The sequence below is a fragment of the Candidatus Woesearchaeota archaeon genome (assembly GCA_016192995.1).
Taxonomy (GTDB): domain Archaea; phylum Nanobdellota; class Nanobdellia; order Woesearchaeales; family DSVV01; genus JACPTB01.
In genome coordinates this window covers 128,755-147,915 of the sequence record JACPTB010000006.1, presented here as the reverse complement: position 1 = coordinate 147,915, position 19,161 = coordinate 128,755, and the positions used below count along the sequence as shown (strand labels likewise).

Annotated in this window: 18 protein-coding genes and 2 tRNA genes; 8 read left to right on the top strand and 12 right to left on the bottom strand. The window is 34.8% G+C overall.

The window, feature by feature from the left end:
• Window positions 1-21: 21 nt before the first annotated feature.
• The 6 genes from HYY69_05825 to HYY69_05800 form a co-directional block, all read right to left on the bottom strand.
• Window positions 22-1,488 (bottom strand): CpaF family protein, encoded by a 1,467-nt coding sequence (locus tag HYY69_05825; GenBank protein ID MBI3032967.1) that lies wholly within the window; start codon window positions 1,486-1,488, stop codon window positions 22-24.
• A 70-nt stretch (window positions 1,489-1,558) separates the two neighbouring features.
• On the bottom strand, window positions 1,559-2,668 hold the full coding sequence (locus tag HYY69_05820; GenBank protein MBI3032966.1) for a hypothetical protein: 1,110 nt from the start codon (window positions 2,666-2,668) through the stop codon (window positions 1,559-1,561).
• Window positions 2,669-2,680: 12 nt separating this feature from the next.
• A complete protein-coding gene (locus tag HYY69_05815) occupies window positions 2,681-3,127 on the bottom strand; it encodes a hypothetical protein (GenBank protein ID MBI3032965.1) in 447 nt (148 codons plus the stop codon).
• An 82-nt stretch (window positions 3,128-3,209) separates the two neighbouring features.
• The gene (locus HYY69_05810) at window positions 3,210-4,148 is read right to left on the bottom strand and encodes a hypothetical protein (GenBank protein MBI3032964.1); all 939 of its coding nucleotides are present in this window, start codon (window positions 4,146-4,148) and stop codon (window positions 3,210-3,212) included.
• Window positions 4,139-4,771: a hypothetical protein gene (locus tag HYY69_05805; GenBank protein ID MBI3032963.1), complete on the bottom strand. Its 633-nt coding sequence runs from the start codon at window positions 4,769-4,771 to the stop codon at window positions 4,139-4,141. Before HYY69_05805 ends, HYY69_05810 begins: the two co-directional genes overlap by 10 nt.
• A gap of 46 nt (window positions 4,772-4,817) precedes the next feature.
• Window positions 4,818-6,248, bottom strand: coding sequence for a hypothetical protein (locus HYY69_05800; GenBank protein ID MBI3032962.1), 1,431 nt, complete (start codon window positions 6,246-6,248; stop codon window positions 4,818-4,820).
• Window positions 6,249-6,611: 363 nt separating this feature from the next.
• Here HYY69_05800 and HYY69_05795 point away from each other — a divergent pair, with 363 nt between their 5' ends.
• From HYY69_05795 to HYY69_05770, 6 genes are all read left to right on the top strand, one after another.
• The gene (locus HYY69_05795) at window positions 6,612-8,096 is read left to right on the top strand and encodes a radical SAM protein (GenBank protein ID MBI3032961.1); all 1,485 of its coding nucleotides are present in this window, start codon (window positions 6,612-6,614) and stop codon (window positions 8,094-8,096) included.
• 260 nt (window positions 8,097-8,356) lie between these two features.
• Complete coding sequence (locus tag HYY69_05790; protein MBI3032960.1) at window positions 8,357-8,566, top strand: hypothetical protein; 210 nt, start codon at window positions 8,357-8,359, stop codon at window positions 8,564-8,566.
• On the top strand, window positions 8,563-9,021 hold the full coding sequence (locus HYY69_05785; GenBank protein ID MBI3032959.1) for a dual specificity protein phosphatase family protein: 459 nt from the start codon (window positions 8,563-8,565) through the stop codon (window positions 9,019-9,021). The genes HYY69_05790 and HYY69_05785 overlap by 4 nt, the downstream gene beginning before the upstream one ends.
• Window positions 9,022-9,105: 84 nt before the next feature.
• A tRNA-Asn gene (locus tag HYY69_05780) sits at window positions 9,106-9,208 on the top strand.
• Window positions 9,209-10,217: 1,009 nt separating this feature from the next.
• Window positions 10,218-10,291: transfer RNA gene (locus tag HYY69_05775), tRNA-Ile, on the top strand.
• A gap of 93 nt (window positions 10,292-10,384) precedes the next feature.
• Entirely contained in the window at window positions 10,385-11,947 is a 1,563-nt protein-coding gene (locus tag HYY69_05770) for a hypothetical protein (GenBank protein ID MBI3032958.1), read from the top strand.
• Between the two features lie 194 nt (window positions 11,948-12,141).
• Here the strand turns inward: HYY69_05770 and HYY69_05765 are convergent, their stop codons facing one another.
• The 6 genes from HYY69_05765 to HYY69_05740 all read right to left on the bottom strand — a co-directional run bounded on the left by HYY69_05765 (window position 12,142) and on the right by HYY69_05740 (window position 16,042).
• The gene (locus tag HYY69_05765; protein ID MBI3032957.1) at window positions 12,142-13,179 is read right to left on the bottom strand and encodes a hypothetical protein; all 1,038 of its coding nucleotides are present in this window, start codon (window positions 13,177-13,179) and stop codon (window positions 12,142-12,144) included.
• Between the two features lie 46 nt (window positions 13,180-13,225).
• Window positions 13,226-14,272: a ribose-phosphate pyrophosphokinase gene (locus HYY69_05760; protein MBI3032956.1), complete on the bottom strand. Its 1,047-nt coding sequence runs from the start codon at window positions 14,270-14,272 to the stop codon at window positions 13,226-13,228.
• Window positions 14,273-14,304: 32 nt separating this feature from the next.
• The gene (locus HYY69_05755; protein ID MBI3032955.1) at window positions 14,305-14,508 is read right to left on the bottom strand and encodes a hypothetical protein; all 204 of its coding nucleotides are present in this window, start codon (window positions 14,506-14,508) and stop codon (window positions 14,305-14,307) included.
• The gene (locus tag HYY69_05750; GenBank protein MBI3032954.1) at window positions 14,492-14,644 is read right to left on the bottom strand and encodes a hypothetical protein; all 153 of its coding nucleotides are present in this window, start codon (window positions 14,642-14,644) and stop codon (window positions 14,492-14,494) included. The genes HYY69_05755 and HYY69_05750 overlap by 17 nt, the downstream gene beginning before the upstream one ends.
• 102 nt (window positions 14,645-14,746) lie before the next feature.
• Window positions 14,747-15,184 (bottom strand): hypothetical protein, encoded by a 438-nt coding sequence (locus tag HYY69_05745; GenBank protein MBI3032953.1) that lies wholly within the window; start codon window positions 15,182-15,184, stop codon window positions 14,747-14,749.
• 45 nt (window positions 15,185-15,229) lie between these two features.
• Window positions 15,230-16,042 (bottom strand): TrmB family transcriptional regulator, encoded by an 813-nt coding sequence (locus HYY69_05740; protein ID MBI3032952.1) that lies wholly within the window; start codon window positions 16,040-16,042, stop codon window positions 15,230-15,232.
• A gap of 242 nt (window positions 16,043-16,284) precedes the next feature.
• Between HYY69_05740 and HYY69_05735 the strand changes: the two genes are divergently transcribed.
• A complete protein-coding gene (locus HYY69_05735; protein ID MBI3032951.1) occupies window positions 16,285-17,367 on the top strand; it encodes an AI-2E family transporter in 1,083 nt (360 codons plus the stop codon).
• A complete protein-coding gene (locus HYY69_05730) occupies window positions 17,351-18,844 on the top strand; it encodes an AMP phosphorylase (GenBank protein MBI3032950.1) in 1,494 nt (497 codons plus the stop codon). Before HYY69_05735 ends, HYY69_05730 begins: the two co-directional genes overlap by 17 nt.
• Window positions 18,845-19,161: the final 317 nt, after the last annotated feature.

Sequence of the window (19,161 nt, the reverse complement as noted above, 5' to 3'; positions counted from 1 at the left end):
CCTGTAATTATCAAAATTATATTAATTTATTTTCAATTTGCCTAAATAATACTTTGACATGATTAAACCTATTGAATTTAAATCTTTGATTTCATTGTCAACAAGATATTTCAGCACTCTTATTTTTTCTTCAATGTCTTTCTGCATATCTTCAGGGGTAATTCCTGCAAATAACTTCAATGTTTTAGTAATCACTTGAAAATTCCCTACTTTTTCCAGCTTATCAGTGATAGGATTATGCTGCAGCACTATATTTGGCTTTCCATTAGGAAGAATTTCTGCAAACTGAAAGGTTCTTCTTTTATTCGTGCGTCTGTTTCGATTTTGCACTAAAAGAGCGCTTAATGAAGGAAGCACCAGAGGAGGAATGTTAATAGGCGGGTTTGTAAGCCTTGTAATAGTTTCGTCAGCATCGTTTGCGTGAAAGGTGCCATAGACTGAATGCCCTGTATGCATTGCCTCGAAAAGAACTTCTGCTTCTGCCTGCCTTCTAATTTCTCCCATGATAATTCTATCCGGCCTCATCCTTAAAGAATTAACAACAAGGTCTAACATTGAAATCCCGCCTTTGCCTTCAGGATTAGGCAAACGTGTTTCCATAGGCACCCAATGCAATGTTTTTGGCAAACGAAGCTCACGGGTATCTTCAATAGAAATTATCCTTTGATTGGGAGGCATAAAACTTGAAACTACATTAAGCATCGAAGTTTTTCCTGAACCTGTACCTCCTACGACAAGCACTGATAATTCATTCTGCATGCACAGCCACACTAACGCTGCAGCATTATAATCAAAAGTTCCTGACTTAATAAAATCTACGACGGTCCATGGCTCTTCAGCAAATTTTCTGATAGTAATAGTATTCCCAAAAGAAGAGATTGGCAGCAATGTTGCATTTACCCTGTCCCCTGTTTTCAAATGCGCGTCCATTAAAGGATTAAGAATAGTTATTTCTTTGTTCACATCTCTTCCAATCATAGTAGCAAAATGCCGTATTCTTTCTTCACGCGGAATAACAATGTTTGTTTTCAGCCACGCATGGCGCTTGTGATAAATCCAAATAGAATCTTTTGAACCGTTGATAACAATTTCTTCAATATTCTTATCTTTTAAGAGAATTTCAACATTGCCTAATCCAAGATTCTGCTCGATAACATAATTAATCAGCATATCTTTAGTGCGCTGGTCTGCGTTAGGAAAATATTTTTTAAGAAGACTGCCTAACTCGTTTTTAAACTGCACTTTAATGACTTCAATGCCCCCAGCTTCAGTTAATTCTGTAACGCCAGTTCCTACTTGAGAAATAAATTCTTCTCGTATTTTTTCAAGAATTAAGGTGGTCATTTTACTCATGTTGGTAATATTAACCACGTATCTTGGCACGGTGTCTTCTTCGGAAAATTCTATTTTAATATCTACCAGAATATTATTTACATTTAATTGATAATTATCTAAAATTTCAACATTACTTTGTACATTTTCTTCCACATCTATCCCCTACACACCACCTGCTATGGTTAAAAAATATTTATCTATTGACTATAATGAGAGTATATTGTTATTTACTCTTTTTCATAAATCCAAACATCCCTTTTTTCTGGGGTGTCGGAGGCACTTCTAATTTTTTTGCTTGATTAGGAACTTCCTGCATTTGAGGAGGATTCTCCAGATGTTCAGGAGTGATTTCATTATTTACTTTAAAGACTGGTTTTGAAGGAGTTATTGGAGCTGATGGAGCTGCTCCTGGTTTTGACGGAGCTTCACTTACATTCTGAGTAATACCTGGCTTTGGCGCTGGAGGATTAGTTGCTGTTTTACTGAGTGGAACTGGTATTGTTCCTGCACTTCCTGGTGGAGGGATAGCACTTGGTTTTGGCGCAGAACTTGAGCCAGCCATCGCTTTTTCTAATTCTGCAAGCTCTGAAGATAATGCCTTGATTTCAAGATTAAGTTCAGCCTCGTTATATAATTTGAGAATTTGCTTGTACAACATTAATTTATCATACATAAAGCCACTCGGCAATTTACTATACAACTGATTTATTTTAAGATAATCTTTTTTAGCTAGATCCAATCTTCCTACCTGCACTTGCTGGAAACCATGGTCAAGCAATCCCTGAACTTCTTTTTTTGTTCTTTCAAAGTTTTCAAGCATTTTCTTAGCATTTTCTATATTCAATCTGCTAAAAAAATTCATAATATTATTTTCTAACCGCAATCTTTTCTCTAAAAACACATCAGGCAACTGATCAAACACCTGCTTAACTTGTTTATACATCTCATCTGCCACTTCAAGCTTTCCTTCCTTAAGATATCCTTCTCCTTTCATCAGCAGATTTTCAATCATTTGAGCTTTTTTGTCGACATCTACCATGACTTGAGAAAGCTGAATGGTTAATGCCTCATTTAACTGCGAGAGTTTTTTATGGATAAAATTTTTTTCTTCAATCTGCGTTTTGGTTAAATTAGTAAAACGCTCTTTAACCTGCATGTAAAGATCTCCAGCATCCTTAAATTTGTTCTGCGCTAACATTTGCTGCAATTTATCAAGCTGATCTTCAATAGTATTGCTTTTAATAGAAAGCCCCTGCTGCTTAATAACTGCTTTTGGACCAGCAGATTTTTCCATTTTGTCTTTTTCTGTTTCTAAAAATGCATCAATGTCCATAAGTATCCTCTTTTAACTTTCAAGCACTGCATAATACCGTTCCCATAACACTGCGACTTTTTCTCTGGCCAGACCTTTGGCTTCTGCCTTTTCAAAGAATTTCTGCCTTATTAATTCTTTGTTTGTAGCTAAGTATTTAGCCCATAATAATTGTATATGGCCTTCACGTATCCCTTTTCCCCTTGCTTTTTCAAAAAATGCTTCTTTTGATTCAAAACCTATTGACTGCATACCAACATCTTTTGCTTTTTCTTCAATAGCATAAATATAAGGCGTTGTAAACTTATACTCTAATCCTAAAATCTTTTCTTCAACAAGAAAATCAGTCCATGATTGAATAGTAGCAAGAGGAGTATTCAATAATTTTGCAGCATCAGCTACCGTAATCTTCTTTTTTTGCTTTACAAGCTCTAGAAAGGTATCTACATCAGTAGTTAATACCTCATCTTGTACTGGCATTTCATACTGACAGGAGTTCAGAGCTATAAAAACTTTCGTTACTAAAGCATAGTAGTGTCATTTATGTTGAAAAGTTGTAATCTTATCCTTCTTTCTTACAACCCCATGGTACTGTTCCTTTGACATCATATAATGTTAAATGGTTTTGATCAAGCCAAAAATTACCACCAAAACCACTTACTTGCAAAAGATCTGGGATCTCGCCGTCTTTACATTCTCCTTTTCTAGGTAAAAAACGGTAATCAACATCAACATAATCTTCTCCGCCACCAAATAAAGGATTATTTCGATCAATTAATGATTCAATACCATAAGATGAATGTGCCAAGTTACCAGTAAATCTTCCTAAAAAGTCAGGAGCTCCACTATTAGCGCGATAATCTTCATTTTCCATAAAAATAGAGGTATTTTCAGCACCCCAACTCACAATGTTTGTTGCATTAATAATACGTGCATCTTCGTATGATCCTAATGTTGCTACAAACAAAGGATCCTTCAAACCAATAATTGAAAGATTGGTTCCAACACTAACAGTGGGCGAGCCAAATTCAAATTTAATGTCTCCTTGCAACGATGCAATTTTTAATTCCATTTCTGCAGTAATTTCAACCAAATACGGGCTAACCTGCTTAATAGCATATTGTTTTAAGGTGAGTTCTGTATTTATATTAAGATCACGATTAGCAATTTCATTGACAAGCTGAAGGTGAGGATCAATGTTCTTTTTCATTAACTGAGGATATTGGGCATCAAAACCAGCAAACGGAACTTTACCTTTTTTCATAGTATCTATGAAAATTTGCTTTGTTGTGGAAGCCAATAAACTAGGAATATATTTATCGACTAATGTTTTGGCAAAATCATCAATCAATGCTATCTTAATTTTGTCAGTTTCAACTTTTTCTGAATTTTGAGCTTGAGGAATTGCAACAAACTGGATGAAAAAGATAGAAACTATGATGGTAGCAAGAAACGTAAAGAAAAATCCTTTTTTATGTAATTTAGGTAGTTTTATTGCCATAAAACAACCTCGCCAAGATAAGGACCATAAATAGATGCACCTGCAGCATCTTCATATAAACCATGAACTAATCTTCTTACGGGCAAAATAACTCGCGCATTTTCTAATTTTATACCTTGCTTGTTTTCATAGATCAGCGTTGTTGTTCCTTTACCGACAACCCCCGGCGGCAAAGGCTCGTATATTGAAATCTTAAAGCCGTATTGCTGAGGAACAAGTTTTGCAGTTAACTTTTCTGATAATTTTTTAGCTGTCATTAAACAATCTTCTGCACCTGGACATGAAGCTGGATCTTTTTGATAGCGATAATTGAATTCTGCTAGCTGTTCAAGCACGGTATTCTCAGTGTTTCTAATAATATCTTTGTTAATTAAATCAAAAACATACTGATCATTGATTTCTTTAATTTTTGTTTTTGCAAGAAAATTCATTAAATCCAAGCTGTAAATTTCAGATTGCTGCGTAGGAGGTTCTGATACTTTAAATGCAAATATAACACTCATCCCAATAACCAGAATAAAAAGAGCTATAATTGAATCCATAGTAAAGAAGTAACCCTTTTTCTTCCTGAAGTTGGCAGTAACCATAATTTTGTAAATGTCTCTGAACATCTTATTGAACATAACGTTCCAGATACAACCAAGTATAAAAAGTTAATTTATTACGTACTTATTGTTTAGGTTCCCAGACACTGATGTAAATTACAACTGGCTTTCCATTAGGACCAATAGCTAATCTGCTATACGTCTGCACTTGAGGTACTCCCTGCTCTGGTGTTTTAATAGTATCACTTTCACTCAGTTTCTTTACTGGCACTAGAGGAGTTAACTTATCAGGAGTGTTGCCGGTGCAACAATATACTTTCCCATATTTAACAGAATTTGCTTCCCAACCTTTGCCTAATTTTATTTTACTAACATCACAAATATAACTTGATTGCGAACCATATACTTCTGTATTCCACGTACAGTCATTAATACCATAGCACTCAGCATGACAATAACCATCATTTCTTGTGCAATCAGGCATACATTCAGTTGATTTTTTCAAAGTAAAGCTCTCAGTTCCTGTTTTATCAGTTTTAACTTTCTTTGCCTGGCCTTCAAAGCCAACTTTATTAACACTAATCGTTACTTCAGGCATTGCTTTTGTTTTAAGCTTTGCTTTGCCTGCCTCATCAGTTACCTTGGTATCAAGAAGCATATTTTCCGTGGTTTTAAGGGTTTCATCTGTCACTAAACTGCTTACTTCAACAGTAACCCCTGATAAACCTACTGCTTTTCCAGAAACTTGTTTGTAAACCAGAACCGTAATATCCTTAAATTCTGCCTGAAATACACATTCGCCTGCTTCATTTAAGATATAACCTTTTCCAAATAGAATTTCACACGTAGTACAAGCAGGCGCTGGCTGGCCCTTTGGAATTTGCGCATCTGGGATAGTGCAAACAATTTCCGGAGGTATTGTTATATCTTTAACACGAATAAATTTACCACCAACATTTGCATATCGTTGACCATTAATTTCTGGACAATGTGTTTTTTTGCTACCTGGTTTTGGATTACAAATACCCAGTTTACCCTGTTGATCTTTACCTTGCTTATCTTTTTTATCTTTAGGATACTCTTCCCAAATATCGCGATAACATTCACCTTCATGAACTGCATCTTTCTGGCCATTGCAACATCCAACTCCATTATCAAACTGACCAGTTTTATAAAATTCATTAGGCGCATTACCGCAACATAAATGCTTTGCATCAACTGCATTGCCTTTTACTTCAGGCATCCAGAACATTGAAGGATATGAAGTTCCATCTGCTTTCTTTTTATTGGTATTCCAGAAATCTGCACTGCAACAATCCGGATCATCTGCGCTGCACACTAACGTTGAACCTACTTCAATCGGATTTTTACCTGGATTATCGTACAATCCTGGGCAAACACCATCAGCCACACCACAATCATAATTTAAAGAGCATAATTTAATCCCATTTCTAGAACCATAATCAATTTTCGCTACTGTTATCTTTATTGTAGCAGTTACTACAACTACAATAAAAATAACAAGTATAAATACTTTAAAGATTTGTTTTCTCATACTACCCCTTTTGATGGCTCTGCCCCGAATCTCGGCATAGCCTCGGTTTTGGTGCCGTGATTATCCCACTTGTTTATAACAAGGAAAAAATTCCTATTGGAATTTCCTTTTTTCCCACTTATTAATTTGAAGGATAATCACAAGCATGGCACCAAAAACTTTACTGATCAAAGAAAGTATTTGATAACATTTGACTTTCTTTGATGGTATATTGCTACGCAATACATTCGGGGCAGAGTCCTTTTGATTAGTCATAAACAAGTAGTACTGATATATAAAAGTTTTTAAATGAACTAAAAATTCCAATCACTGGAAGCGATGAAGTATTATTGATATAATTATTACATGATTGGAATTTTTACCATGGCAATTACCATATTAGACTGTTACACTGATGAACCATCTGGATTAGGCGTGCCTCCTTATTTAGGAACATATCCTCGTTATCTCTATGGGTATTTCAAAACTAAATATCCTGAAGAAACTATTTATTATGTGACTATTGATGATCTTAGATTGTTTTATAAATATCGTAATAAGATTCCTGAAACAAAATTGCATCAGAAAACTGATATTAGTGTTTTTAATCTGACCGTAAATTCTCCTCGCCTTTATCAAATAATTACTGAAACATCTGAACTGATTATTAATTTAGGCGTGCATGTGCCTGGAAAATATCTTACTGGAACACCTGGAACTATTATTGAAGTAAGCAGATTGCTCACTGATCTTAAAATTTCCTGTAAAAAAATATTAACTGGACCTGCTATATTTGGAACGCAAATGTTTGGAGGGAAATTCTTTGAAAAAATACCTAAACATTTGTTTGACGAGGAAAAAGCCTTTGCGTTTTCCTATGATGAAATCAAACGCTATAGCATTACAGGAGCCGAAGTGGTCAAACAAATTCTCAATTATAAAATAATTGAGATAGAAACTGGCAAAGGATGCAATGTTGGCAAATGCAGTTTTTGCACTGAGCCATTAAAAGCAAAAGTTGCCTATCGAAATAAAGATGATATTGTTGCTGAAATCAAAGCATTGTATGATCTTGGCGAACGAAATTTTAGATTAGGGAAACAAACCTGCTTTTATTCTGTACCAAATGTCATTGAATTACTACAAGATATTAGAAAAACCTGCCCTGATATTGAAATTTTACATATAGATAATGTCAATCCTATTTTTGTTCCTACTAAAAAAGGCGAGGAGATAACTAAAGCAATAGTAAACTATTGCACATCTGGAAATATTGCCGCATTTGGCGTTGAAAGTTTTGATCCTGTTGTCACCCGTGAAAATACTTTGAATTGCAATGCTGAAACTGCAATGAAAGCAATCAGAGTCATCAACAAATACGGAGCTGAGCGAGGCAGCAATGGCATGCCTAAATTTTTGCCTGGCATTAATATTATCTTTGGCTTAAAAGGCGAAACCAAAAAAACCCATGAGATCAACATGGAATATTTCAAGAAAATTCTTGATGAAGGGTTATTGTTACGACGAATTAATATACGACAGACTGCTATTTTTGAAGGCACTAAGTTGTATGAAGAATGCGGCGACAAATTCCTCAAGAAAAACAAACAGTATTATTGGAAATGGCGCAATCAAATCAGGCAGGAAATTGATTATCCCATGCTCCAGCGTGTTGTACCGATTGGAACTGTTTTGCATGACTGCATTGCTGAAGTGTATGATGGGAAAACTACCTTTTTACGACAGATAGGAACGTATCCTTTAATTGTAGGTGTTAAAGAACGCGTTGCACTGAAGAAAAAATATTCTGTGAAAATTATTGGGCATATGCTGAGGAGTATTGTAGGGGAGATTGTTAAACAAGAATAACCGTACGTAATAAGTCTTCTTTGGTTTTAGCACCAGTTCAGCTTGAGATGTGATTAAACATTGGATTTTTCTTATAAATCAAGGAGTCATAATTTGGCTTGCGTCTGGGATTATAAGACTTGCCTATCGGCAAGGAACCCCGAAAAATCCTCACAGCAAATATAAGAACAGCTTCACAAAAGTAGGTGCTAAAACCCCAGACTTATTACGTACGGATAACCGAAAGTTTTATTATTAGATATCTCCATTATTTTTGAATGATGGATATTGATAACCTAGAAAAAACAAAAGGAACACTCACTTGCCCAACATGCAAACATAAGCAATCCATTGAAATTCCAACATCATCATGTCTAGCGTTTTACCAATGTAAAGGTTGCAATAAAATAATACCCGCAGAAAAAAGCTGTTGTGTATTTTGTGATTACGGCGACAGAAAATGTCCTGTTGCTAAGGAGCATATCACATGAATATACATCCCACAAAAATACCATTTGAATACCACCAAATAACAAAGTATATCTATATCGGATCAAATGCCTGCTGCAGAACTCATTTCTCAGATCAGCTTTTGAAGAAAGGGATTAAAGCAGATATTAGTTTGGAAGAAAACCGCATAGAACAACCTTGGGGCGTTAGCTTTTTCTTATGGCTACCTACAAAAAACCATGCTCCTCCAACTGTACAGCAGTTTAATATTGGGATTGCTATGCTGAGAGAATTGATCAGAAATAAAATTAAAGTTTATGTCCATTGCCAACGCGGTCATGGAAGAGCTCCGACGCTTGTTGCTGCTTATTTGATCTCACAGGGAATGACTACGAAAGAAACGATTGATTATATTACAAAAAAAAGACCTGTTATTCACTTAGACTCAAAACAAGTTGCTGCGCTCAAGAAATTTGAAAAGATGCGTAAACACTAATTTCATTTTTTATTACCACAACTATTTCTTGATTTCACCTCATAGCAACATTTATAAATAAACTATCTGTTCTGTTGAGCATACGCCTCGATAGCTTAGCCGGTGGAGCGGTCGGCTGTTAACCGACAGGTCACCAGAAGTCTTGGTTTATAGCCTTGACTGGTGAATTCGAATCTGGTTCGAGGCGTATTTTATTTTGAAAATACATAATCTCTTTTTTACCGTTTAAGATTGCAATTCTATCATTAATATTGGTTTTAGCAGGTAAAAAACCATATTTTTCCCAAACTTTGATTTTAGTTAATTGATTATCATTGGTAAAACCAATTTCATCCATCCATTTTCTAAAAGCGATTACCCCATTTATTTGAAAATAAAAAGAATGCAACTTTTTATTATTTCTAAATCTATTTCTGTTATTTGAATATAAATTAAAACCTAATGATTCAAGAGTATGTTTACAAAAAACATGTATATTTTCATTTGGAGATTCATAGTTAATTACAGGATAATAATTAATGTTTTTATGCCTATTTTTGAAAACTAAAGAAAAGTCTGTATCTGCAAGCCCACGAAGAAATATTTTTTTAATTTGTATATTTCCATTAAGAATTATTTTAGGGATATTACAGTTTTCTTTTGAGCCGCTTGGAAGACCACATACCTTATCTAAAAAGTTATATCTTGCTTTTGAATGAAGAGTAATTTCAACAGAGTTATGACCTTTTCTAGGTTTAATATCCAGATTGAACAGTTTTAGAATTAATGGAGAAAGATAATTTTCATACCAGATATGTTCATTTATAAAATGACCATTATATGATATTCTATTTCCATGCTTTCTATTGACTAAACAACCATCTCCCAGATGAATTCCTATTAAATGAGCAAGATCGATAGTTAATTTATCAGGTAATTTAATTCCTCTTTTAATGTCATTTTTACTAAATTCAATTTTTGAAATATCTAATTTAGTTTTATTCATATTCACCTATGATAATTACTGATTTATATACCTCACGACACCATGTCCAGTGGCAAATATGTCCAGTGCTTTAAAATTCAGAATTCAACGTTTATAGCCTCATTCGAAAATTCACACTGGACAACCGAAAATTCTTCAGATAATACATTAACCATTGACTTAAAAAATACCACGAAATCTTTATAAATAAACTGGCTTTCTTTTGAACAACGGGCCCGTAGCTTAGTCTGGTGGAGTGCTCGACTGATAATCGAGTGGTCCGGTGTTCAAATCACCGCGGGCCCATCTTTTTTTAAACTCGGTTTTACCACCAGGCACATTTTTTCTTTTTGTTTTTAATGAGTAAATCTTTATTAATATCCTTCAATTCTCATATGCATGTCCAAACTCATTGAAATCAAGCAAAAAGTAAAAGATCCAACCGTCAATATTATTCTCGATACTTTGGAAAGGAATAAACAAGCATTAGTTTTTGTTAATTCCAAGCGAAGCGCTGAAAAAGTTGCTGAAGAAATTGCTGGAAAAACCAAAATAACCTCTCAACATCTTACCTTATTAAGTGAAACAGCCTTGCATGCTTTATCAAAGCCAACATCACAATGTGAAAGATTAGCTCGGATTATTAAAAATGGCGTTGCCTTTCATCATTCTGGATTACTTGCTGAACAACGGGAATTAATTGAGGATAGTTTTCGAAATGGAACTTTGAAAGTAATCTGCTGCACACCGACACTTTCGTGGGGAGTAGATTTACCAGCATTTCGATGTATTATCCGAGATTTAAAACGTTATACGCAACGTGGATTGCTGTATATTCCAACCTTGGATTATCACCAAATTGCGGGAAGAGCTGGACGACCTGGAAAAGAGGATTATGGGGAAGCAATTTGTATTGTTAAAGATAATGCTGAAAAAGAAATAGTCCTTGAAAAATTTATTTGGGGAGACCCTGAAGAAATTTATTCAAAGCTTGCTGTTGAACCTGTTCTTCGAACGTATTTGTTGAGCTTAATTGCAACAGAATTTGTCAAGACAAAACAACAAATTATGAGTTTTTTCCTTAAAACTTTTTGGGCGCATCAATTTGAAGATCATTTTAGGCTTGAAGAGATCATAGATAAAGTGCTTGATCTTCTTGAAAATTATGAATTCATTGTTTCTGATAAGAAAGGATTTAAATCTGCCAATGAACTTGATACTACGTACGAAGCTACAACCATCGGCAAAAGAGTTGCTGAATTATATCTTGATCCTTTAACTGCGTATGAGATTACTATCTGTTTACAGCGCGCTCAAGAAAAAAGAGCACATGAATTTTCTTTTCTTCATATGATCAGCCATGCCCTTGAAATGAGACCTTGGTTGAAAGTAAAAAGCAAAGAGTATGAAAATATCCAAGTAAAAGTCAGTGAGTATGAAGATCATCTTCTTGTCCTTGAGCCAAATATTTATGATTATGACTATGACCGGTTTTTAGAGAGCATTAAAACTGGATTGTTGCTGCAAGACTGGATTGAAGAGAACACTGAAGAACAACTTCTTGAAAAATATGATGTAAGACCGGGTGAATTGCGGGCAAAACTTGATAGAGGAGACTGGCTGTTGTATGCAACTGAAGAATTATGCAAACTTCTTAAACTTAAGAACATTCATACCATTATAACAAAGACGAGAATAAGATTACAATATGGAGTAAAGGAGGAATTACTACGGTTATTAAAATTAAAAGGGATTGGGAGAGTACGCGCAAGAACACTTTATAACAATGGCATTAAAGATCTTGGTGATATTAAAAAAATTGATGTTACAACTTTAAGCCAATTAATTGGCAAGAAAGTTGCATTGGATATTAAAGAACAAGTAGGGGAAAAATTACGACCTGAAGATGTTCAAATCAAAGAAAATAAACGGAAAGGACAAATTAGTCTGCTGGATTATTGATAGTATGTAGAGAACTTTGCAAAATTATGGTTACTGCCAATTTCGTGAGCATTTTCGATACAAGGGGCAAGAAAAAAGGAAATTACAATGGGAATTTTTTCCTTAGGGTAAATTATTGAAATGCGAACTGGCAGTAACCCGAGCTTTGCGAGTATTTTGCAAAGTTCTTTATAGATAATAGGTGATAATTAATCTTATAATCTTGTCTTAACATAGGAACCTGTAGAGATTACAGTTCCTGATGATGGACTAAGCATTACTTCGACCAATGCTTTTACTGTGGCATCAACATCAGCATCAACAGTTACCATAGTACTTCCTTTCTGATGTTTAACTGGACTCTTGGTTTGTGGATCTAATAAAACACCATTTGAATAAACCCAGTACTTAGGTGAATATGTTAGTGAACCATAACTATCAGAAGTAACAGAACCTAGATAGCCCATAAGATGTTGAGACTGCATTTTTCCCAACAATTCTTGCGCAATCATAAATTCACCATGGGGCTGATTTCGTGCCTTACTTGACTCCCTACTTCGTTCCCAAAAAGATTCATTATCCGCCATGTACCATGAATCTTTTTCTGTATGAAACTCACGCAGGTAATTGTTATAATCATGGTGAAGACGATAACTTATGTTAAAACCTACTATTTGACCTCTGAAATTTATTTCGTAACCAACAGCAAAGGTAATGGTCAATGGTTGCCAATCAAATGTTTTTTCAAGAATAACCCTGTAATTTCTTGTTCCAACCGCCCGACCATCTCGTTCATGCAATGTTCTATAGCTTGGATTAAATCTAAGTCCTCCTGGTAGTGTTATAGGAGTTGCTTTCAGATGAGCATGTTCAAAAAACCCCTTAAGAACTTCTTCATTACCTCGTGTTGTACCACCCATAATATAGTCATACATCACTTGATCTTTAATCCGTTCTTGTGTTTTATTAATTGCTACAACATCAAGGGAACTTAATTGCCCTGTATCATCATACGGAAGAACTAAGGGAACACCTGCTTTTGTCATTTGGTATTTCATGCGAACTCTTCTTGCACCTACTTTTTCAAGAATTTGCTCGGCTGTTTTAGGAATGGTTGGGAGTCCTAATAGTTTTTTAGGATCTAATGCACCTTGCCTAAATCCATCTCTCGGAATAACAAACCCTAGAACATCACCTACTTCTTGAAGAGGTTTTGAAGTATCCACTGCAAATAAATCATCTATGAACCCCATAAAAGAAAGAAATTACTTTTAATTTAAAAAGATTAATGTTTTTTACCTATTGCTTCTGCAACAATCTACTGACACTTTCACCAGTATTAACTGTATGAATAACTTGAGCAAAATAATCTGCAACCGTAACCTCGGTATACCATGGATGATCTCTGTTTAAATTTCCATGGAAAATAGCATCAGTTGTTATTAATTGCGTTAAAATTCCTTCTTTGTATAAAATATCCAATCGTTCAAGCGCTGGAGGATTTAAACATGCCAATGAAGTACAAAAATAAATGTTTTTTGCACCTTGTTGTTTCAAAGTTCTTGCTGCAGTAACTAAGGTGCCGGCAGTGTCAATCATATCATCAACTAATAAAACATCTTTGTTATTGACCTCCCCTAATAATTTAATAGAGGTGACTTCATTCACTGTTGAATAATCTCGTTCTTTATGCATGATAGCTAATCTCGTCTGCAATATTCTTGCAAAAAAACTTGCTCGTTTTACGCCGCCTTCATCAGGAGCAACCACGATTAAATTACTTAAGTTAAGATTTTGTCTGATATAAGGTATAAGATTTCGTGAACCAAACAAATTAATGAAAACAGCTTCTTTAAAAAAACCTGCTGTTGCCAGATTATGAATGTCCATCGTAATAATTGAATCTGCTCCTGCTATTTCAATTTCTCTTGCAATTAAAGCTGCTGTTATTGCTTCTCTTGCTTGCTGTTTATCTTGACGGCTATAAGGAAATACAGGAAGAACTGCGGCAATATGCTGCGCTCCGCATATTTTAGCTGCATAGACGGCTGTTTTTAATGCTCTTAAATTTTCATCAACTGAATAAGAATCCTGTTTTAGTTTGCTGCCTTCTTGATCTTGAGGAATAGTGCTATTTTCAACATCCTGGATAATGTAAATATCCATTCCTCGCACTTTGCTGAGAAGTTCTGTTTTAATTTCTGTATTTGCAAAATGATACTCTTTGGTTGGAATGATTAATTTTAACTGTGATTCCTGTCTTATTTTTGCCAGTTCTTCAGTTACTTTAGTTGCAAATGGTTTGCCTGCATTACAAGCAATAATACCTATAAGACCTCGAGACATACAGAAAGAATAGTTTCATTGTTTTTAAAGATTTATGTAGAATTAGGAGTGCCAGCTTCAAAATCGTCGTAGTATTGATCTTCTAAATTTTTAAGGTATGCTTTCATTTGCATAATAATTGTTTCAGTAGGTATATCATTATTAAGAGCTATGGATTGATATTTCTTATTTCCTTCTTCATCACTAATTACTTTGATTGCAAAAGCAAATATTTTATCTTCATGCTCTCTTACCATGTTTGTAAACCTCATTGATCATAGCAATAACTTTCTTAAAATAATCGCTTTCTTCTTTAGATAGTTTTTTTTTTGCAATTTTATTCAAAACTGCTTGCGAATCCATAGTTGTAATAGTTATTGATGTTTTAGCCATATCACTCATAGTGTAAGAACTCCTTAATAAAAGTATCGTCGATAAAACCGAAAAGCTTTATAGAAAAATCGAAAGATTTACGGAAATAATAGTAACAAAATATTATGATGCAGTTATGTCTAATTCTTCAAGCGCATGTAGAACTGTAGCTTCTAAACCGAATAGTGATACGATTCTACCCTTTCGACGCCACACCGGCAATTCGTCATCAGGAAAATATTCTCTTGAACAACCAACAACAACAAGATCTCCTGAGAACAATTTATAGACATAAATATCGCCCAACCCAGTATAGAGACTACGATAGGTGACTTCATTTGGTACTAATTGGCCAGAAGGCATTCTTCCTGTACTGGGATCATACTCTGTATATCCTAATTTAAGGAGAACGCTTCTTGGATCAGAAAGAAAACGATCGTTATTTTCAAAAGATCTTGGAGTCAGTGGCCCAAAATTTCGTACTTTGCCACTATACAAACTTCCATTCATCTGTTCGTCTGGACAAAATCCAAAATCAGAGATACTTTGAGGTGCTGTCATTTAAAAACTAAGAAATGAATTATAATTTAAAAAGTTAGTGAAAAATTAATGTTTCAATAACTTTGCAGCTTTGGTATTCCAAACTTGGTTAAACATTCCTTCCAACGCTTTTGCAAAGAATTCACTAGTTACCCATAAGCCAACATCGTAACTTGCTACTGATTTTGCATCATCAAGCAAGCCAAAGGTAATCTCTTTGTTATCAACAATGCAGAATCTTGATTTGACAACATCAACATGCCTTACTTCTGCAAATTGCTGCAATAGTTCTGCTGCTTTTTCTGATTTATTAGTTATAGGTGCAGCAATTCTTATACTTATGCCGCGTTTACTTGCTTTTTCCAAAGCTTTCTTTAATGACTCTGATTTTCTTACTAAGCCTTCTTCAGTTGTCATAATAGTAATGTTATCCTGAGCATTGTTAATCAACATATTGATATTATTGTATAAGTTTGTTCTATCCCTTAATGAACCTGATAATTCTGAAGGATCAACAACTTCAACGCCTTTAGAATAAAGCAATTCAAGTTCTTTTAAAAGAGGATCTTTTTTGATTTCATCAAGCAAGTCAGCTTGTTTAACTGCATCTTCCTGAATTCTCTTTTTAACTCTTTCAAGAACTTCTTGAGGCTTAACTGCAATGTATTTTATTGGCTTGCCAATCTTCATCACAATAAAACCTTTTTTCTCTAAACTTTCGAGAACATCATAAGCTCTTGATCTTGGAACATTAGAAATATCAGACAACTCGCCTGCGCTTGAAACGCCTCGAGAAAGCAATGCAATCCAAATTTTTGCTTCATAACTGTTTAAACCAAATTCTTTTAATTTTCCTACGAATTTTTCTCCTACGATCATGGAAGACTCCCCCATCACAGTCAATTTTCTGTTGATATGTTCTACATGGTATCATTAAGTACTACTAACTATTAAAACCCTTTTTATTCACAGGAATATAAAGGCATTTATAAATGTTATTATCCAAGAGTGACACAAGAATGTAAGAATTATATAAATTATTGATATCATAGCTCTATTTATAAATAAATAGAGCTATGTATATCAATAATTTTAAATACCGCTTATATCCAAAAGAATGTATGATTGAAGATCATGAAAAAGGATATAGTAAATATTTCTTTATTGTGTTGTTTTTATTGATCATTTATATGTCATATCTCATTATTCAGGAACTTCTTGGCGCTCTGATCAGCGCTGTTCTTTTAGCATATCTTTTTTATCCTGCTTATGAATGGCTCGGCAGAAAAGTAAAGAGCAACCATTTTGCTTCATTCTTAACCATTCTACTTATTTTGATTATTATTTTTACTCCGATGATATTTATAACACAGGCATTAGTGCAACAAACCCAAATAACTTATTCAGCACTAAAATCAACACTCCAAGAAGATGGTTCAGTAACCTGCACAGAAGCAACCAGCAAGCTTTGTGAAGTATATAGTAATTTTGTACAAATTCTGGAACATTACGGCCTGCAAAAGACTGCATCAAGCAGTTTAATTCATCTTGGAAAAGCAGTATATCAATTTTCATCCCAAATTATTTTCACCCTGCCTAAGAAAATTTTCCAATTTGTGATTATGATAATCACCTTATTTTATCTCTTTATTGATGGAAAAAAGATCTACCATTGGTTTGTAGAAATGCTCCCTCTTAAGAAAAAGCATGCCCAACACCTTATGCAACAAATTAAAGACACCACGTATGCAGTCATGTATGGACAAGTAGTTATTTCAATACTTCAAGGAATTTCAGGAACTGTTATCTTTTTCATATTTGGCGTTTCGCATGCATTACTTTTAGGTCTTGCTATGACTATTCTTGCTATCCTGCCCATGGTTGGCGTTGGTTTAGTATGGCTCCCTATTGCATTTTACTATCTTATTACCGGCATATCTCAAGATATAGAAAGCATGGTTATCAAAGGAGTCTTACTTTTGATCTTGTATGGCATCATAGTTTGGCCGCTTGAATTTATTTTAAAACCTCGTGTTATTGGCGATCGCGCAAAACTTCATTCCCTCATTATATTTGTCGGCGTTATTGGTGGCATTGCTTTTTTTGGAGCATTAGGCATGATTCTTGGACCGTTAGTTTTAAGTATTCTTGTTACTATGGTTAGAATTTATTGGGAGGAACATCATCATGAAGCTCAAACCTAAGCATTTGAAGATACGAACAGGAAATTCCCCTATTGTTATGATCCATAAAAGAGATGCGAGTTTAATGGAAGTTTACTCTGGTGATAAAGTGAGATTAAATGCTTGTGATCGAACAGTCATTGCCAGTGTTGACATAACCACCTCCCAGAGTTTTATTAAACCTGGTGAAATAGGACTGTTTCTTGAAACGAGCAAAGCATTTGGTAAAATTATTTGCGCTCTCGAAGTAAAACTCGAGAAAAAACCAAAATCTATCGCGATTATTAAGAAAAAATTAAAAGGCAAACGCTTAAATTATAATGAATTTTTCACCATTATCAAAGATATAGTTGCTGGAAAGCTTAGTGAAATTGAAATCAGTTACTTTGTTGCAGCAGGATATGTGCATGAACTTACTATTGACGAAACTGCTTCATTGACAAAAGCAATTATCAATACCGGAGATGTTCTAACATTAAACAAGAAAATTATTGTTGATAAACACTGCATCGGCGGAGTAGCTGCCAATAGAACAACGATGATTGTCGTGCCTATTCTTGCAGCAGCCGGCTTAACCATCCCTAAAACAAGTTCACGATCAATTACCAGCGCTGCAGGAACTGCTGATACTGTTGAAGTGTTTTCACCTGTTGACTTTGACATCACTCAGATGAAAAAAATCATCAGAAAAACTGGCGCTTGCCTTGCCTGGGGAGGATCAATGAATTTAGCTCCTGCAGATGACAAAATTATCAAAGTAGAATATCCCATGTCACTTGATCCTGTCGGGCAACTTATTGCAAGCATCCTTGGCAAAAAGAAATCTGTCTCTTCAACACATATTCTCATTGATATTCCTGTTGGAAAAGGTTCAAAAATTGAAAATCTAAAACATGCACTTCAATTAAAACAGAAATTTTTGGCTGTGGCTAAACGCTTACGCGTGAAACTCCAAGTAGTCATTACTGATGGTTCACAACCTATTGGCAACGGCATCGGCCCTGCGCTTGAGGCAAAGGATGTTATTAAAGTATTGCAGCACTTGCCTGATCAAAGCACCTTATTAAGGGAAAAATCATTGATGCTCGCTGGTGAAATGTTTTGTCTGGTTAAAAAAGCAAAGACGTCTGCAGACGGCTATTTACTTGCCAAGAAAATTCTTGATGAAGGCAAAGCTTGGAAAAAATTTGTTCAAATTATCACGGTACAAGGCGGCAGCATGCCTTCATTAAAAAGAATACGCTATGCTTATTTCAAACATGATATTATTGCTAAAAAAAGCGGAAAAGTAACCCATATTGATAACGGCATGATGAATAGACTCGCTCGAGTAGCAGGAGCGCCTTTTGACAAAGAAGCGGGTGTTTTCCTCTATCAACATAAAGGAGATCATGTGAAGAAAGGAGACTTATTATTTACTGTTTATTCTGATAATAAAGAGCGATTGAGTTATGCTTTGCAGGAGTATAAGAAGAAAGATGGTTTTGTAATAGGTTAATTAATTTAAGGGATTTAAGTACGTATTAAGTCTGGTGGTTTAGCGCCTACTTTTGTGAAGCTCTACTTAGCTTTACTTCGGGGATTTTTCGGGGTTCCAGAGAGAAAAATCCAATGTTAAATTACTTTTGAAGCTGAACTGGCGCTAAACCTGAAGAAGACTTAATACGTACGGATTTAAAAATCGATTATACTCCTGCAATAATGACAAAGAAATACTCTCGTGATTTCTGCAGTGCTTCTTTCAAGATGCAATTCGTGTGAGCATTGCTTACACTTTAGAACAAGATAGGTGGTTAATGAGCCAGTATATGCGTT

Excerpts from the sequence above, each read along its gene's own strand:
- HYY69_05820 (MBI3032966.1), bottom strand. The coding sequence starts at position 2,668 with ATGGACATTGATGCATTTTTAGAAACAGAAAAAGACAAAATGGAAAAA.
- HYY69_05815 (MBI3032965.1), bottom strand. The coding sequence starts at position 3,127 with ATGCCAGTACAAGATGAGGTATTAACTACTGATGTAGATACCTTTCTA.
- HYY69_05810 (MBI3032964.1), bottom strand. The coding sequence starts at position 4,148 with ATGGCAATAAAACTACCTAAATTACATAAAAAAGGATTTTTCTTTACG.
- HYY69_05805 (MBI3032963.1), bottom strand. The coding sequence starts at position 4,771 with ATGTTCAATAAGATGTTCAGAGACATTTACAAAATTATGGTTACTGCC.
- HYY69_05800 (MBI3032962.1), bottom strand. The coding sequence starts at position 6,248 with ATGAGAAAACAAATCTTTAAAGTATTTATACTTGTTATTTTTATTGTA.
- HYY69_05795 (MBI3032961.1), top strand. The coding sequence starts at position 6,612 with ATGGCAATTACCATATTAGACTGTTACACTGATGAACCATCTGGATTA.
- HYY69_05790 (MBI3032960.1), top strand. The coding sequence starts at position 8,357 with ATGGATATTGATAACCTAGAAAAAACAAAAGGAACACTCACTTGCCCA.
- HYY69_05785 (MBI3032959.1), top strand. The coding sequence starts at position 8,563 with ATGAATATACATCCCACAAAAATACCATTTGAATACCACCAAATAACA.
- HYY69_05770 (MBI3032958.1), top strand. The coding sequence starts at position 10,385 with ATGTCCAAACTCATTGAAATCAAGCAAAAAGTAAAAGATCCAACCGTC.
- HYY69_05765 (MBI3032957.1), bottom strand. The coding sequence starts at position 13,179 with ATGGGGTTCATAGATGATTTATTTGCAGTGGATACTTCAAAACCTCTT.
- HYY69_05760 (MBI3032956.1), bottom strand. The coding sequence starts at position 14,272 with ATGTCTCGAGGTCTTATAGGTATTATTGCTTGTAATGCAGGCAAACCA.
- HYY69_05755 (MBI3032955.1), bottom strand. The coding sequence starts at position 14,508 with ATGGTAAGAGAGCATGAAGATAAAATATTTGCTTTTGCAATCAAAGTA.
- HYY69_05750 (MBI3032954.1), bottom strand. The coding sequence starts at position 14,644 with ATGGCTAAAACATCAATAACTATTACAACTATGGATTCGCAAGCAGTT.
- HYY69_05745 (MBI3032953.1), bottom strand. The coding sequence starts at position 15,184 with ATGACAGCACCTCAAAGTATCTCTGATTTTGGATTTTGTCCAGACGAA.
- HYY69_05740 (MBI3032952.1), bottom strand. The coding sequence starts at position 16,042 with ATGATCGTAGGAGAAAAATTCGTAGGAAAATTAAAAGAATTTGGTTTA.
- HYY69_05735 (MBI3032951.1), top strand. The coding sequence starts at position 16,285 with ATGATTGAAGATCATGAAAAAGGATATAGTAAATATTTCTTTATTGTG.
- HYY69_05730 (MBI3032950.1), top strand. The coding sequence starts at position 17,351 with ATGAAGCTCAAACCTAAGCATTTGAAGATACGAACAGGAAATTCCCCT.